Below are 15,635 nucleotides of genomic sequence, written 5' to 3'. Positions count from 1 at the left end.
CCCCTTACTTGATGCGTTTGCGGTAAACGATGTCGAGCCAGACGGCCAACACCAGTGCGATGCCGATCACGATGCGCTGGTAGGACCCGTCACCGAAGCCGATCAGGACCATGCCGGTCTGCAGGCTGGTCAGGATCAAGGCGCCGATGATCGCGCCGTAGATCGTGCCCACGCCCCCGGCCAGCGAGGTGCCGCCGACCACGGCCGCCGCGATGACGTACAACTCGTCAAGGTTGCCCATCGCGTTGGTGGCGCTGTTCTGGCGGGCCGCGCCGATCACGGCGGCGACCCCGGCAAGCGCGCCCATCAGGGTGAAGATCTTCACCGTCATGGCACGGGTGTTGATGCCCGACAGGGCCGCGGCCTCGGGGTTGCCCCCGATGGCAAAGACATAGCGGCCGAACCGGGTCCGGGTCATCAGGATCGTCATGCCGATGGCCACGATGATCATGATGAGAACTGGATAGGCAAAGCCGTGGCCAAAGCTGGCGCAGACGTCCGAGTAGATGTCACCGCCCCGCTCGGCGCAGGCCGGGATCTCCTGGCCCAGGGCCTGGTAGTATTTCTGGATGTTGCCGGTCGGCCAGATGTAGGAATTGACGATGGCTGCCGCCCCCAGGATCACCGCGCAGACCAGACCTATCACGAAGGTCTCGGCCCAGACCGGGCGCAGGGCGAAGCCGTGGGTCTTGCGCGCCCGGCGGCCGTTCAGGAAGGCCCAGACCACAAAGACGCAGGCGATGATTGCGAAGATCCAGCTTCCCGTCTTGCCCAGGGCCCCGAAGGACCCGCCGCCGATCAGGGCGAAGGTGTCATCCAGCGGTGCAATGGTCTTGCCGCCTGCCACCAGGAAGGCCGCGCCGCGCCAGACCAGCAGGCCGCCCAGCGTGACGATGAAGGCCGGAATTCCAAGGAAGGCGATCAGCACGCCCTGGAAGGCCCCGATCAGCGCACCCATCGCGATGCCGAAGATCACCGTGATGATCCAGATCGACGGGTGACCCAGGCCAAGCGCGGGCGTCAGATATTCCACCTGCAACAGGCCCATGTACATGCCGACCATGCCCATGATCGAGCCCACGGACAGGTCGATGTTCCGGGTGATGATGACCAGCACCATGCCCGTCGCCATGATGCCGATATAGGCGGTCTGGACCGACAGGTTCCACAGGTTGCGCGGGGTCAGGAAGCCGTTCGCCTCACCCTGCGATGCGCCCAGCAGCATCGAGGGGCGGCCGAGGACGAAGGTCGAATAGGCCTCGAAGGCCAGCCAGATCAGCAGAAGGGCGCCGACCATGCCCAGAAGGCGCGGGTCGATTTCGGTTGCGCGCAGAAAGCGGGTGAACCCACCTTCGTTCGGCGAATGGGTTGCAGGGGAATGGGGTGTATCGGTCATGTCCTCGTCCAGCCTGAGAGGGATGGGGCTGTGCTGGTGCCGGGCGCGTCCATACGCACCCAAGTCGTCCCGCTTCGGGACACGACAGGCGACCTGCCAGGAAAAGAACCGGCGCCGCCCCTTGGGGAACGGCGCCGGAGATCAGATCAGATCACTGGCAAGCAGCGACGTCGGGCATCGCGCCTTCGCAAGCCTGCTCTTTCGAGATGTGGCCTGCATCGATGGCGACACCGATCGTTTCCTTGGTGATCGGGGTCGGGTTCAGAAGGATCGCGTTCATTTCAACGCCCTTCTCGCCGCCTGAGAACTTGGTCGCACCCGGGATCGCGTCCAGAGCGGTGCCGTCAGCCATCGCCGAAGCGATTTCGCCAGCGGCCTTGCCGAGGTCACGTGCGTTCTTCCAGACCGAGACCGTCTGCGTGCCACGGGCAACGCGGTTGATCGCGGCAAGGTCGCCGTCCTGGCCACCGAGCGGAACGTTCAGGCCCTGAGCGGCCAGCGCAGCAGCGGCACCACCGGCCATGCCGTCGTTCTGCGACAGAACGGCGTCAACGGCGTTGTTGTTGGCGGTCAGGATCTGCTCCATGTTCTTCTGAGCATTTTCCGGCTTCCAGCCGTCCGAGTTGGCTTCGCCGACGATCACGATGTCGCCTGCAGCCACGGCTGCACCGATGACTTCTTCCATGCCCTGACGCAGGAAGCCGACGTTCGGGTCACCCGGGTCGCCCTTGATGATCGCGTAGTTGCCTTTCGGAGCGACCTTGAAGACTTCCTGAGCAATGATCCGGCCCACGCCGACGTTGTCGAAGGTCAGGTAGAAGGTGCGGTCGTCTTCGATCAGACGGTCATAGCCGACGACCGGGATGCCTTCGGCAGCGGCTTTCTCGATGGCCGGCCCGATGGCGTCCTTGTCCCAGGCGTTGATGATCAGCGCGTCAACGCCCTGGGCGATCAGCGCGTCGATGTCCGACAGCTGCTTTTCGGCCGAGGACTGGGCGTCAGCCGAAACGTATTCGTTGCCAGCAGCTTCGATGGCGGCCTTCATCGCGGCTTCGTCGATCTTCCAGCGCTCTTCCTGGAACTGGGCCCACGAAACGCCGATCTTCTTGCCTTCGGCCAGAGCAGCCGACGAGAAGCCAGTCACCGCCAGAACGGCGGCGAGAATTGCGGTACGCATATGTATCCTCCCTATGGATCGGCCTCATTGGACCGGTCCGGCAGATTCGCCGGAACAGGCGGGAAGATGCCGCGAATAATTTCAGTTGTCAAAAAATAAAAGCGCCGACCCCGGAAGGGATCGGCGAAAAGCGCTTTGGGGCCTTGCGTTTACTGGCAGGCCGCGACTGTCGGCAGGGCGTTCTTGCAGACGTCCTTCTTGGTGACATGGTCGGCTTCGATCACCAGATCCAGAGTCTCGGCCGTGATGGGCGTCGGGTTCAAGAGGATCGACCAGACCGGCACGCCCTTCTCTCCGCCGCTGAACTGCCGCGCCTCGGGGATCAGGTTCATCGGCGTCCCCTCCGCAAGCTGGACGGCCACAAGCCCGGCCTGCTTGGCCAGATCGAAGCTGTTCTTCCAGACCGAGACGGTCTGCGTTCCCTGCGCCACCCGGTTCAGTGCGGCCGGGTCTCCATCCTGGCCGCCGATCGGAACGGACAAGCCCGCAGCCGCAAGCGCCTCGACGGCGGCACCGGCCATATTGTCGTTCTCGGCCAGGACGGCATCGACCTGGTTGCCGCTCTCGGCCAGGATCTGTTCCATGATCGCCTTGGCCGAATCGGGGCTCCAGCCATCTGCATAGGCTTCGCCGACGATCTTGATCTGCCCACCCGCGACCGAGGCGCCGATCACCTCTTCCATGCCCTGACGCAGGAAGTCCGAGTTCGGGTCGCCGGGATCGCCCTTGATGATCGCATAGTTCCCTGTCGGCTTCTGCTCCTTCACGATGGCCGCGATCAGGCGACCGACCCCGACGTTGTCGAAGGTGATGTAGAAGACACCCGGGTGTTCGATCAGCCGGTCGTAGGCAAGCATCGGGATCCCGGCCGCGGCGGCGCGTTCCACCGAGGTCATGATGACATCCTTGTCGACGGCCTGGATCACGATGGCATCCACGCCATCGTTGATCATCTGCTCGATGTCCTGCAGCTGCTTCTCAGCCGATCCGGCCGCGTTGAACGGAAGATACTTGTTTCCGCGCCGCTCGATGATCGACCGCATCGCGGTCACATCCCACCGCCAGCGCGGCTGAGCGAGGTCCCCCCACGCCACACCAATCTTCTTGCCTTCCGCAAAGGACGGCGAAACCAGACTCGTCAGTACAAATGTTAGCGCTAAGATCAAGATCCGCATCAGGCGGTCCTCCCGTGATTGCAGTGCCCGGAATGGTTAATCCCACAGTTGAGCAAAACTATGGCCACGCTGCCACATCAATTTCAGTTGTCAAAATTATTGTGCTGGCCTTAGCTTAAGTTCAGGCAGAACCCGCGAACATCCGGCAAAATTGCGGCAAGCGAGCCTCTGGCCGCAGCAGATTCGGAGGGTTTTACTTCGGGGAGTGAAAGAATGCCGACCAAGGCGACTCGGTCCGCCATCAGTGAGGGGCGCAAGGGCGTGGGTCCGCTGATCCCGCCGCTTACCGAGAGCCAGCGTCCGCTGCGTCAGCAGGTGTTCGAACTGGTCCGCGCCGCCGGGCTGATCCCCCGCGTGCAACTGGCCAAGGACCTTGGCGTTAGCCCGGCTTCGGTGACCACGATGTCGTCGGAACTGATCGAGGCGGGCCTGATCGAAGAGGTCTCGGTTCCCCGCGAAGGTGAGGCCGGGCGCGGCCGTCCCGCCGTATCGCTCGGGGTCAGGGCGGGCGCGCATCTGGTGGCCGGGATGAAGCTTTCCGACCGGGAACACACCGCCGTCGTCGTCGATTTCGCCGGCAAGCTCATCGCTGACGAGGCGATTCCCCGTCGCCCCGGTCCGATGCAGGTCGACGAGATCCTCGAGGCGATCCAGACCCTGCTCGACCGGGTCTGTGACAAGGCAAGGATCGACCGGGCCCAGCTGTCCGGTGTTGGCATCGGGCTGCCCGGTTTCGTCGACTGTGCCGAAGGCATCGCCCTGTGGTCCTCGATCCTGGCGGAAAGGTCGGTGCCGGTTGCCGCCCTGGCCTCTGCCCGGCTTGGGATTCCGGTTCATATCGACAACGATGCCAACCTGGTGGCGCTGGCGGAACTGTGGTTCGGCGCGGGCCGCAGCCTGTCGGACTTTGCGGTGGTGACCATCGAACATGGCGTCGGCATGGGCTTCGTGATGAACCACCGCATCTATCGTGGCGCCCAGCGGCTGGGGATGGAGCTTGGTCATACCAAGGTGCAACTGGACGGCGCCCTCTGCCGCTGCGGCCAGCGCGGCTGCCTGGAGGCCTATGTCGCCGACTACGCCCTGGCGCGCGAGGCGACGACCGCGCTGAACTGGGGTCACAAGGAAAGCCAGCCGATCAACGTGCTTCTGGAAAGCCTGTACGACCACGCCAAGGCCGGCAATTCCACCGCCAAGTCGATCTTCCGGCGCGCGGGGCGCTACCTTGCTGTTGGGCTGTCGAATGTCGTCAACCTGTTTGACCCCGCGCTGATCATCCTGTCGGGCGAACGGATGCGCTATGACTATCTCTACGCCGCCGAAACCCTGTCCGAGATGGACAACCTGACCATCCAGACCGGCCGCCCGCGTCCGCCGATCGAGATTCATGCCTGGGGCGACCTGCTTTGGGCACACGGTGCGGCAGCGCTGGCCCTGTCGGCAGTGACCGAGGCGATCCTGGCCACCCAGCCGCGCGATCTTGCCGCCGAGTGACCTGCCTCAGTCCTGACCGCCAGCCAGCAGCGCGGCCAGACCTTCGGGGTAGTCGGGGTACAGAAGCTTTACCCCAAGCTCGTCCTTGATCCGGTCGTTCCGGACCTTCTTCGATTCGCTGTAGAACCCAAGCGCCATCGGGGTCATCGTGGGGGCGACCTCATCAAAGGGCACGGCGGGCGGTTCCGGCATCCCCAACAGCTGCGCCGCATAGCCGATCACCTCTTGCGGCGGGCAGGGGTTGTCGTCGCAGACGTTGTAGGCAGCACCCGGGTTAGGCTTGCGGATCGACGCCTCGAGCACCTGCGCGATGTCGTCCACATGGATGCGGCTGAACACCTGCCCCGGCTTGATGATCCGCCGCGCGGTGCCGTCGCGGACCTTCTCGAACGGGCCGCGGCCGGGGCCGTAGATCCCCGCCAGCCGGAAGATGTGCACCGGCAGACCCGTCGCCTGCCATTGACCCTCGGCCACCACCCTCTGTCGGCCCCGGTCGGACTGCGGGGTCAGCGGCGTCGCTTCATCGACCCAGCCGCCGTCATGGTCGCCGTAGACTCCCGTGGTCGAGAGGTATCCGACCCATTGGGCCTTTGACCTTGCGATCTCCGGCACGGCTTGCAGGAACGGGTCCCCCTTCGCATCCGGAGCGGCTGAACACAGGATATGCGTCGCCTTCTCCAGTGCGGGTCCCAGATCGCCGGGCCAGATCAGGGGCTCAACCCCTTCGGCGCGGAACTGATCGGCCTTGGCCGGATTGCGGGTGGTGCCGATCACAGTCCAGCCTTGCGGCACAAGACGGCGGGCAAGGGCGCGGGCGGAATAGCCGTGGCCAAGGGATAGAAGCGTTGACATGGCGCGACTATCGGGAAGCGGGCAGGGGGGCGCAAGGGCTTGCAGGCCAACCCCCCGCATTCCATGCTGACCCCGACGCGGAGGTGCCACATGGATCAAGGTCTGAAAGGCGCATTGGGGCTGACCGGGCCAGAGGCCTGCCTCGCCTATTACCGCGACTGGGCGGCGAACTACGATTCCGGCTTTGCCAGCGAAATGCAGTACCTGCTGCCCGCCCATGTCGCCGCCACCTACATGGCCACTGGGGCAGGAGGGCCAGTGCTGGACGTGGGTGCCGGGACCGGACTTCTGGCGCAGGCCCTTCGGGACATGGGCTTCCGCCCCGACATCGACGCCGCCGACTTCTCGGCCGAAATGCTGGAGCGGGCGGCGCAGAAGAACATCTACGCGGGGACCTTCCGCGTCGACATCACCCAGCCCATCGACCTGCCCCGCCGCTATGCCGGTCTCGTCTCCTCGGGCACCTTCACCGCCGGCCACGTCGGCCCCGAAGCCCTGCCGCATCTTCTGGCCATCGCCCTGCCGCAGGCCCAGTTCGCGCTGTCGATCAACCGGCGCGTCTGGCAGGCCCGGGGCTTTGATGTCGCCCTTGACGACCTTGCCCGGCAGGCCCGCATCACCGACCTGCAACTGATCGAGGTCGAGGTCTACGGTGCCGCCGCAGCCCGCATCGACGCCGACCATGCCGCTGACCGCGCCCTGATCGCGCTTTTCCGCGCCGCCTGACCTGCCGCCGTCATAATGGCTTCACTTGCGAAGGGCCCCCGCTTTCGGCTTATATGCCGGATCAACCGCGGGACCCAGAATGCAAGACGAAAACACCAGCGCGATCCTCAGCCCCGACGCCCCGGCGATGGAAAGCTTTACCAGCGCCGCCGCCGCCGTAGACCGGCTTGAGGCTCTGTATAGACAGGCCACGCAGTTCCTGTCCGACCAGTTCCTGCAGACAGTCTCGAAAGGCCACCCCGGCCGCCGCATCCGTGCCTTCTACCCGGAAATCCGCATCACCATCACCAGCTTCGACAAGGTCGACACCCGTCTGGCCTTCGGCCATGTCTCCTCGCCCGGAACCTATGCCACCACGGTCACCCGGCCCGACCTCTTCCGCAACTACCTGATCCAGCAGATCGAACTTCTGATCCGAAACCATGGCGTGACGGTGGAGATCGGCCTGTCGGAAACGCCGATGCCGGTGCACTTCGCCGTCTCCGGCAGCACGGTCGCCATCCCGCAGGAGGGGGTGATGGACTTCTCCCTTCGCGACGTGTTCGACGTGCCGGACCTTGTCACCACCAACGACGACATCGTCAACGGCGTGATGACCCGCTATGACGACGGCTCCTCTCCGCTTGCGCCGTTCACAGCGCAGCGCGTCGACTACAGCCTGGCCCGGCTGGCCCATTACACCGCGACCGACCCGACGCATTTCCAGAACCACGTCCTGTTCACCAATTACCAGTTCTATGTCGACGAATTCGAAGCCTACGCCCGCTCGGTTCTGGGCGACGCGGCATCGGGCTACACCGCATTTGTCGCCACCGGAAACCAGGTGATCGAAACGCCGGACGGGGTGATCCAGCCCACGGCGAAGATGCCGCAGATGCCGACCTACCACCTGAAACGCGCCGACGGGAACGGGATCACCCTGGTCAACATCGGTGTCGGCCCGTCGAACGCCAAGACCGCCACCGACCACATCGCCGTCCTGCGCCCGCATGCCTGGCTGATGGTCGGCCACTGCGCCGGGCTGCGGAACAGCCAGTCGCTGGGAGACTTCGTCCTCGCCCACGCCTACCTGCGCGAAGACCACGTCCTCGATGCTGACCTGCCCGTCTGGGTGCCGATCCCGGCGCTGGCCGAAATCCAGATCGCGCTGGAAAAGGCGGTGGCCGAGGTCACCCAGCTGGAAGGCTATGAGCTGAAGCGCATCATGCGCACCGGCACGGTCGCCACCATCGACAACCGCAACTGGGAACTGCGCGACCAGTCCGGCCCCGTCCGCCGCCTGTCGCAATCCCGCGCGGTCGCGCTGGACATGGAAAGCGCCACCATCGCCGCCAACGGCTTCCGCTTCCGGGTGCCCTACGGCACGCTTCTGTGTGTCAGCGACAAGCCCCTGCATGGCGAACTCAAGCTCCCCGGCATGGCATCCGACTTCTACAAGACGCAAGTCAGCCGCCATCTCCAGATCGGCATCCGCGCGATGGAGCGCCTGCGCGAGACGCCCATCGAGCGCCTCCACAGCCGGAAACTGCGCAGTTTTGAGGAAACTGCCTTCCTGTGAAGGCGCGAAAAAGCCGTCAAATGCACAGTCCCTGCGGTTCAGGGCTTGATTCCGGCCGTCAAAACGTGTGTCTGGGCCGTGGCCCTGAAACCGGGGGACACCCGCCATTTGCGGGATAAAACGTGCATATGACACGAAACGAATAACAACGAAGGATGATCAAATGTCCAAACCGATGACCAAGACCCAGCTGGTGGCTGCCGTTGCCGAAGCCATGGGCCAAGACAAGAAGACCGCGAACGCGGCTCTGGATGCGATTGCCGCCGTCGTGGCGCGCGAAGTCGCCGCTGGCGGCACCGTTACGATCCCCGGCCTCGGCAAGGTCGCCTGCAAGGCCCGGCCGGAGCGTCAGGTCCGCAACCCGGCCACCGGCGAGACGATGACCAAGCCCGCCGACAAGCAGGTCAAGTTCGCCATCGCCAAGGCGCTGAAGGACGTGGTCAACGGCTGATCCTTTCCGCACAAGCGAAAATGTGAGAGGGTCGCCATAAGGGCGGCCCTTTTGCTTTCGGAGGTGTGCATGGCCAAAGTCACCGGCATCGGCGGCATCTTCTTCCGCGCCCGCGACCCCGCTGCACTGAACGACTGGTATCGCCAGCATCTCGGCATCACCCAACCCGATGTCGCGCTCTGGATGCAGGATGCGGGACCGACGGTCTTTTCGCCCTTCAAGGCGGACAGCGACTACTTCGCCGCCGACAAGCAGTGGATGCTGAACCTGCGAGTCGATGACCTGCCTGGCCTTATCGCCCAACTGCAGGCCGCGGGCATTGCGGTGGAAACCCGCGCTGACTGGGACGGCGATGGCAGCTACGGCACCTTCGCCCGCATCCACGACCCCGAAGGCACCCCGATCGAGCTTTGGCAGCCCCCCGCCGGTTGACCTTCCCCGCCCCACCGGGCACCAAGCCCGCATGGATGTCCGCGCGCTTCTCCTTGGAACCGTCTTCGCCGCGATGTGGTCCTCGGCTTTCGCCACAGCTCGGGTCATCGTCGCCCATGCGCCCCCGCTTGCCGCCCTTTCCGCGCGCTTTCTGATTTCCGGCCTTCTCGCGGTGATCGTCGCCCGCGCGCTGGGCCAAAGCTGGCGGCTGACCGGGCCGCAAACCCGCGCGGTGATCCTCTTTGGCCTCTGCCAGAACGCGGCCTACCTCGGCCTCAACTTCATCGCCGTGCAATGGGTCGAAGCCTCGGTCGCCGTGATCATCGCCGCCTCGATGCCGCTGATGGTGGCCGCGCTGGGCTGGGCTTTCCGCGGAGAAACCGTGCCGCCCCTCGGTGTCGCAGGCCTTGTGACCGGACTGGCGGGGGTAGGCCTGATCATGGGCACACGGCTGTCCGGCGGGGCCGATCCGCTGGGCGTGGCGCTGTGCGTTCTGGGTGCACTCGCGCTGGCCATCGCCACCCTGACGATCAAGGGAGCGTCCACCGGCGGCAATCTTCTGATGGTTGTCGGCCTGCAGATGCTGGTGGGCGCCATTACCCTGGGGCTGGTCTCTGCCGTGACCGAGACTCTGACAATTCACTGGTCCCCGGCCTTCCTGGCGGCCTTCGCCTACCAGATCGCCGTGCCGGGGCTGGCCGCGACGCTGATCTGGTTCGCGCTGGTGGGCCGGATCGGGGCGGTGCGTGCCGCCACGTTCCATTTTCTGAACCCGTTCTTCGGCGTCGCCTTCGCGGCCGTGCTTCTGGGTGAACGGGTGGGGCTTCTGGACGCCGTCGGGGTCGCCGTCACAATGGCGGGGATCCTTGCGGTCCAGCTGTCGCGCCGACAGCAAGGATAGTCCTTCAGGCCGCCTGCAGCCGCGCCATGCCCGCCGCATCGGCGTCCATAACCTTCGCCCTCGCCGGGCGGGCCATGCAGCGCCCGATCCAGTCGCGCAGCACCGGATCGTCCGGTGTCGCCTCGGTGAACCAGGCATAGGGCGCGTGGCACAACAGGTCAGCGGCGGAATAGCTGTCCCCCATAAGCCACGGCCCCTTGTCCAGCGCCGCCCGCAACCGGGCCACCGCCGTCTTGTGGTCGCGGATCGCCGCCGTCATCCACGGATGCGAAAGGCCCGTGGCCTCCATGATGAAGGTCGGTTCCAGCACGCCCTGATACCAGGCCATCCACGCAGCAAAGACGCCCCACTCTGGCGTGCCGACCTTGGGTGCCATGCCGCTGTCGGGGAACAGGCTGGTCAGGTGCAGGATGATCGCCGCGCGCTCGGTGATGACATGGCCATCATGCACCAGCGCCGGGACCTTTCCCTCGGGATGCGGGTTGGCCGGGTCACGCCCGCCACTTCCGTCCATCCGCGGGATCGTCACCTCGCGCACTTCCACCCAATCTTGGATGCCCATCTCCTCGATCAGGGCGACGATGGCCGAGGACCGGCTTTGCGGCGAATGAAACAGGGTCAGCATCTTTCTCTCCTTTGCTTTCCGATGTCCTCAGACTAGCCTTCCGCTCCTGCCAGAACCTGTCAGGATATCATGCCCAAGTCCGACCGTCTGTTCCGCCTTCTGTCCGCCTTCCGGATGTTGCCGCAGCCGGTGACCGCATCCCGGCTGGCCGAGGAAACCGGCGTCTCTGACCGCACGATCTATCGTGACATCCAGTCGCTTCGCGCTGCAGGTGCCCTGATCGACGGCGAGGCTGGCACCGGCTATACCCTGACCGAAGACCCCGCCCTGCCGCCGCAGATGTTTACCCGGCTGGAAGTCGAGGCGCTGGTTCTTGGCCTGGCCGAAGTGGCGATGTCGGGCGATGCCATGCTGGCCAAGGCCGCAGCCGAGGCGCAGGCGAAGATCATCGCCACCCTGCCCGACCGCGTCCAGCGCCAGGCCATTCACGCCGTCACCCGGTCCTATCGCTACGAGCCCCGCAAGCCCGCCCCGCCGCACCTGCACCTCCTGCGCGAAGCGGCCTGGGACGAACGCGCCGTCGACCTCACCTACCGCGATGTCTCCGGCCAGTTGACCGACCGCCGCATCTGGCCGCTCGGCACCGCCTTTCTCGACCGCGAGGTGATGGTGCTGGCCTGGTGCTGCCTGCGTCAGGACTTCCGCCGCTTCAAGGTGCTGGAAATGTCGAACATCCGCCCTACCGACGAAAGCTTCCGTCCGCGCCGCGTGCCCCTGTTGCGGCAGTTCCTCGACCAGTTGCGGGAAAACGGCACCCGGTCCGGCCCGGCTTGAATCCGCGCGAATCCGCGTGATACCGTCCGGCCCGCAGCCCAAGGAAGGCCCGATGACCGACGCCCCCGCCACGCTTGACCCGACCAAGAAGCCTGCCGGGGCGATGACGATGGTCTACAAGGACTATTACTTCCTGCAGCGCTGGGTCGACTACTATGGCCGCCAGTTCGGACGTGAGCATCTGTATGTCCTCTCGCACGGCGGCGACCCCGAACACGACCGCATCTGCGAAGGCGCCAACGTCATCCACCTGCCCCGCGACCCCACGCTCTGGCGGCTGGAGCGCAGACGCTGGGGCATCAACAGCCAGTTCTCCGCCGGGATGCTGCGCTATTACAACTGGTTCATAGTAGGCGACGTGGACGAGGTGGTGATCGTCGACCCCGCCGTGGCGCCCGACCTTGTCACCTACCTTGGCACCTACACCGGCAAGCGAGTCCCCGCATCGCTATGTCCCTTCGGAATTGAACTGATCCACAACCCCGAGGCCGAGCCCGAGCCCCTGTCCGACGACGCCACCATCCTGTCCCGCCGCCGGGTGTTCCGGGCGAACGCCAACTACGCCAAGCCCTGCGTCTTGCGCAAGGAAACCGGCTTCACCATCGGCGGCCACGCGAACAGCCACCAGCCCCGCGTGCTGGACCCGCATCTCTACCTGATCCACCTGCGCTTTTTCGACTACGACATGGTCACCGAACGTCTCAAGGGCCGCAAGGAACTGCGCGCCACCATGGCAGGGGACCGCGACCTGAAAGACGTCGGCAAGGCCTGGGGCAAGGACCTGGAAACCTTCCTCGCCCTGTCCAAAAGGGTGGCCGAACGCGAGGACGCCGAGCTGCCCGAGTTCCGCAAGCGCATGATCGACGAACAGCAGCACCTGCACGACGGCAAGATCACCTTCTTTGGCGGCGGGCGCACCAAGTCGCTTTTCCGCCTTCCCGACCGCTTCGCTTCGGTCTTCTGAGACCGCCCAAAGGACGCCCAATGGACCTGAACCGCCGCCCCGTCGCCTCGCTCTGGATTGGCGAAAGCCTGCACTATGTGAACCAGCTGTGCCTGAAGTCGCACCTCGTCATGGGTCACCCGGTCACGCTTTACTGCACCGACGCCGTCCGCAACGTCCCCAAAGGCGTCGAGGTCCGCCCCGCGACCGAGATCATGGACATCGACCGCGCCATCGTCGCCGAAACCTCGGCCTCGTTCCTGTCGAACGTCTTCCGATACAAGATGATCGCCAAGACCGGGGCAATCTGGATCGATTGCGACGCTTACTGCTACCGCCCCTTCCCTGAGGGGCAAGAGCATATCTACGCTGGCCACGGCATGCGCGGGGCGCTGAACTGCGGCGTGGTCGCCATGCCGAAGACGGGCCGCTTGATCGAAAGCCTCCTCGACTACTACGACAACCTGCCCGACTACCCCGCCTGGTGGGGCAACAAGCAAAAGCGCAAGATGGACAAGCTCGACCGGTCGATCCCCAAGGCCGTCCGCATTTACCAGACCGAACGCACTGCCTTTGGCCCGCAGGCCTTCACCCATTTCGCGCAAAAGACCGGCGACATCGAAAACGCCATGACGGCCGACACGCTCTACCCAGTCCCGTTCCAGCTGAACGACGTCTTCTACGACCCCCATTCCAACGTCGAGGGCCACTTCACCGACGCGACCCTTTCGGTCCACATCTACACCAACGCCGCCCGCCCCTGGTGGCGCAAGAATCCGCCGCTGAAAGGCAGCTACATCGCCCGGATGTGCGAAAAGCTGGACATCGACCCCACCGCCGCGCTGGAAGAATGACCTTCTCCAAGCAGACCAGCCCGCACGGGTCCCTGGTGGCGCTGTCGACCATGAAGGACGAAGGCCCGACCGTCGTCGAATGGGTCGCCCACCACTTCGCCGTCGGCTTCACCGAGCTGATGGTCTACACCAACGACTGCTCTGACGGCACCGACACGCTTCTCAAGCGGCTCGAAGCCATGGAAATCGGCGTCCACCACCGGGAAAACGTCATCCCCGAAGGCATGAAACCACACCCATCGATGCTGAAGGCGGCGGCGGACGAAGATCTCATCATCAACTCCGACTGGCTCCTCGTCCTCGACGCCGACGAATTCCTCTGCATCAACCATCCCTCCGGCACGCTGGACGGGATGGTCGCCGACCTGAACGCGATGAACGCCAGCGCCATGGTCCTGACCTGGCGCATCTTCGGCTCCTCTGGCATCCGCGCCTGGTCGCGCGAACCCATCACCGACCAGTTCACCCGCGCCGCGCCCGAGTTCTGGAACAAGGGCTGGGGCACCAAGACCATGCTCAAGTTCGACCCGAAATATCTGCGGCTGGGGATGCACCGTCCGATCATCAAGTCGCAGCACAAGGAAACCGATTACCCCGATTCCGTGCTGTGGGTGAACGGCTCGGGCCGCCCGCTGGAAGACTGGTTCAAGTTCCGCGGCTGGCGATCCATCCGACGGACGGTCGGCTACGACTGGGCGCAGATCAACCACTACGCCATCAAGTCGATGGACGCCTATTCCCTCCGCAAGTTCCGCGGCAACGCGAACCTCAAGAAAGACAAGTACAACTCCGACTACTGGTCGCTGCAGGACCGGAACGAGGTCGAAGATACCCGCATCTTCCGCCACCGCGACCGCCGCGCCGAGATCATGGCCGCCCTTCTGCAGGATGACGAAGTCCGCCGCCTGCACGAAGCCGCCCATGCCAGGGCGGAGGCGCGGCTTGCCGAATACCAGCAATCGCCCGACTATCAGGCCTATGTCGCGAACCTGATCGCCGCCTCCGACGTCCCGATCACCCAGGTCACCGCCAAGCCGCCCAAGGCCCGCGACCCCGAGGCGGTGAAAGCGGTCCAGACCAAGCTGGAACAACGCCGCAACGCCCAACCCAAGGAAGACCGCCGCACCCCGCCCCCGCCCGGCTGGGGCTCCCCCTTCGCTTCGCCCTATGTCTCCGGCTCTGCCGACATCGCCGCCGACATCCCGCTGGAGATGGTCGAAAACCAGACCCTGAAAATCCCGCTCGACTCCCGGATCTTCACAGCCGCGACGCTGGAGGTCCTCAAATCCGGCAAGTTCGACCGCCGCCACGCCCGCAACATCACCGGTTTCCTGACCGGCTGCTCCCGCCTCCTCGACCTTGACTGTGGCATCGGCTTCGTCGCCTTGCGCGCCAAGGCCGCGACCCCCGACCTGCAGGTCACCATCCACGAGGAGCGCCCCTCGCTCCTCCTGATGTCCCGCCGCATCGCCGCGCTGAACTTCCAAGGTGCGACCGGCATCGCCTGGTCACAAGCGACGTTGAACCCCGACGGCATCTGGTCCGGCCTGCACAGCCTCCTCGCCACCGCCAAGCCTGAGGTCCTGCGCCTCTCCGGCCCGCTCCTCCCGGCCGAGGCCTTCACCGAAGCCCCCCTCACCAGCGTCCGCCGCATCCTGATCCCCTTCCTCGACCCGTCAGAAGTCACCGCCGCCCGCCAGAAACTCACCCCCGCCCTCACCACCCTTGGTTTCACCGAGGACCTGAACGGCGAGCCGAACGGAACGCTCTACCTCCGCCGCGAATAGCGCTTGCCCTTTGCCCAAATACTCCCGCCGGAGGCATCCACCGCCACCGCAAGCCTGACCGTCACAGGTCAGGAACCGCCGCCCGCCCCAAGCGTCCCCTCTCCCCTCGGGGGAGAGGGTCAGGGTGAGGGGGACGCCCCCCAAAGCCCGCCCCGCCTCCGATTCGCGCACCCCTCGCATCACGGTTAACGCCCGGCGCTGCCAGACAGGTGCCCGACGGATGCCAGACAGGAAGCCGACGGAAAGCAGACCAAAATTGTCCCGCCATTTCCGCGGATCAACACCCCGTTCCCCGGCCCTTCGGCGACATCCCGTCACACTTCCCAAACCAAAGCCCCCTTGCACCCCCGGCCCATTCCCCTATGTTCGCCCTCACCTCGGGGTGCCCGTCACACGGCTGAGATGCGCAAGCGAACCCGTCGAACCTGAACCGGATCATACCGGCGGAGGGAAGGTGCATGGGTTCTCCATCCCCGACCATTCCGTCGCA

Annotated in this window: 15 protein-coding genes and 1 riboswitch; of the genes, 10 read left to right on the top strand and 5 right to left on the bottom strand. The window is 65.2% G+C overall.

Annotation, left to right across the window (positions count from 1 at the left end; genetic code table 11):
• Positions 1–4: 4 nt before the first annotated feature.
• The 3 genes from E8M84_RS00860 to E8M84_RS00850 all read right to left on the bottom strand — a co-directional run bounded on the left by E8M84_RS00860 (position 5) and on the right by E8M84_RS00850 (position 3,748).
• Complete coding sequence (locus E8M84_RS00860; protein WP_137109287.1) at positions 5–1,396, bottom strand: sugar ABC transporter permease; 1,392 nt, start codon at positions 1,394–1,396, stop codon at positions 5–7.
• Between the two features lie 151 nt (positions 1,397–1,547).
• Entirely contained in the window at positions 1,548–2,573 is a 1,026-nt protein-coding gene (locus tag E8M84_RS00855; RefSeq protein WP_137109286.1) for a substrate-binding domain-containing protein, read from the bottom strand.
• 149 nt (positions 2,574–2,722) lie between these two features.
• Positions 2,723–3,748 carry a substrate-binding domain-containing protein gene (locus tag E8M84_RS00850; protein WP_137109285.1) on the bottom strand — a complete coding sequence of 342 codons (1,026 nt, stop codon included), beginning with the start codon at positions 3,746–3,748 and terminating at the stop codon, positions 2,723–2,725.
• 213 nt (positions 3,749–3,961) lie between these two features.
• On the opposite strand from E8M84_RS00850, the gene E8M84_RS00845 reads away from it, so the two are divergent.
• Positions 3,962–5,242: an ROK family transcriptional regulator gene (locus E8M84_RS00845; RefSeq protein ID WP_137109284.1), complete on the top strand. Its 1,281-nt coding sequence runs from the start codon at positions 3,962–3,964 to the stop codon at positions 5,240–5,242.
• Between the two features lie 6 nt (positions 5,243–5,248).
• On the opposite strand, the gene E8M84_RS00840 is transcribed toward E8M84_RS00845, so the two are convergent.
• Positions 5,249–6,094 (bottom strand): SDR family oxidoreductase, encoded by an 846-nt coding sequence (locus E8M84_RS00840; protein WP_137109283.1) that lies wholly within the window; start codon positions 6,092–6,094, stop codon positions 5,249–5,251.
• A gap of 90 nt (positions 6,095–6,184) precedes the next feature.
• Between E8M84_RS00840 and E8M84_RS00835 the strand changes: the two genes are divergently transcribed.
• The 5 genes from E8M84_RS00835 (at position 6,185) to E8M84_RS00815 (ending at position 10,162) form a co-directional block, all read left to right on the top strand.
• On the top strand, positions 6,185–6,820 hold the full coding sequence (locus tag E8M84_RS00835; protein ID WP_137109282.1) for a class I SAM-dependent methyltransferase: 636 nt from the start codon (positions 6,185–6,187) through the stop codon (positions 6,818–6,820).
• A 79-nt stretch (positions 6,821–6,899) separates the two neighbouring features.
• Complete coding sequence (locus E8M84_RS00830) at positions 6,900–8,378, top strand: AMP nucleosidase (protein ID WP_137109281.1); 1,479 nt, start codon at positions 6,900–6,902, stop codon at positions 8,376–8,378.
• A gap of 163 nt (positions 8,379–8,541) precedes the next feature.
• A complete protein-coding gene (locus E8M84_RS00825) occupies positions 8,542–8,829 on the top strand; it encodes an HU family DNA-binding protein (protein WP_137109280.1) in 288 nt (95 codons plus the stop codon).
• Between the two features lie 69 nt (positions 8,830–8,898).
• Positions 8,899–9,261 carry a VOC family protein gene (locus E8M84_RS00820; protein ID WP_137109279.1) on the top strand — a complete coding sequence of 121 codons (363 nt, stop codon included), beginning with the start codon at positions 8,899–8,901 and terminating at the stop codon, positions 9,259–9,261.
• Positions 9,262–9,292: 31 nt separating this feature from the next.
• The gene (locus E8M84_RS00815) at positions 9,293–10,162 is read left to right on the top strand and encodes a DMT family transporter (protein WP_137109278.1); all 870 of its coding nucleotides are present in this window, start codon (positions 9,293–9,295) and stop codon (positions 10,160–10,162) included.
• A 4-nt stretch (positions 10,163–10,166) separates the two neighbouring features.
• Here E8M84_RS00815 and E8M84_RS00810 read toward each other — a convergent pair whose 3' ends face one another.
• A complete protein-coding gene (locus tag E8M84_RS00810; RefSeq protein WP_137109277.1) occupies positions 10,167–10,787 on the bottom strand; it encodes a glutathione S-transferase family protein in 621 nt (206 codons plus the stop codon).
• Positions 10,788–10,856: 69 nt separating this feature from the next.
• On the opposite strand from E8M84_RS00810, the gene E8M84_RS00805 reads away from it, so the two are divergent.
• Genes E8M84_RS00805 through E8M84_RS00790 form a run of 4 tightly spaced genes read left to right on the top strand, consistent with a single transcriptional unit; the run spans position 10,857 to position 15,145 of the window.
• The gene (locus tag E8M84_RS00805) at positions 10,857–11,561 is read left to right on the top strand and encodes a YafY family protein (protein ID WP_137109276.1); all 705 of its coding nucleotides are present in this window, start codon (positions 10,857–10,859) and stop codon (positions 11,559–11,561) included.
• A 52-nt stretch (positions 11,562–11,613) separates the two neighbouring features.
• Positions 11,614–12,525, top strand: a complete 912-nt coding sequence (locus E8M84_RS00800) for a glycosyltransferase family 2 protein (RefSeq protein ID WP_137109275.1) — start codon at positions 11,614–11,616, stop codon at positions 12,523–12,525.
• A gap of 20 nt (positions 12,526–12,545) precedes the next feature.
• The gene (locus tag E8M84_RS00795) at positions 12,546–13,358 is read left to right on the top strand and encodes a hypothetical protein (protein WP_240790253.1); all 813 of its coding nucleotides are present in this window, start codon (positions 12,546–12,548) and stop codon (positions 13,356–13,358) included.
• Positions 13,355–15,145, top strand: a complete 1,791-nt coding sequence (locus E8M84_RS00790) for a glycosyltransferase family 2 protein (RefSeq protein ID WP_137109274.1) — start codon at positions 13,355–13,357, stop codon at positions 15,143–15,145. The genes E8M84_RS00795 and E8M84_RS00790 overlap by 4 nt, the downstream gene beginning before the upstream one ends.
• A gap of 368 nt (positions 15,146–15,513) precedes the next feature.
• A riboswitch (TPP riboswitch) is annotated at positions 15,514–15,614 on the top strand.
• The last annotated feature ends 21 nt before the right edge of the window (positions 15,615–15,635 follow it).

The sequence above is a fragment of the Rhodobacter sp. SY28-1 genome (genome assembly GCF_005222785.1).
In the GTDB taxonomy this organism is placed as follows: domain Bacteria; phylum Pseudomonadota; class Alphaproteobacteria; order Rhodobacterales; family Rhodobacteraceae; genus Tabrizicola.
This window is presented reverse-complemented; position numbering and strand designations above follow the sequence as displayed.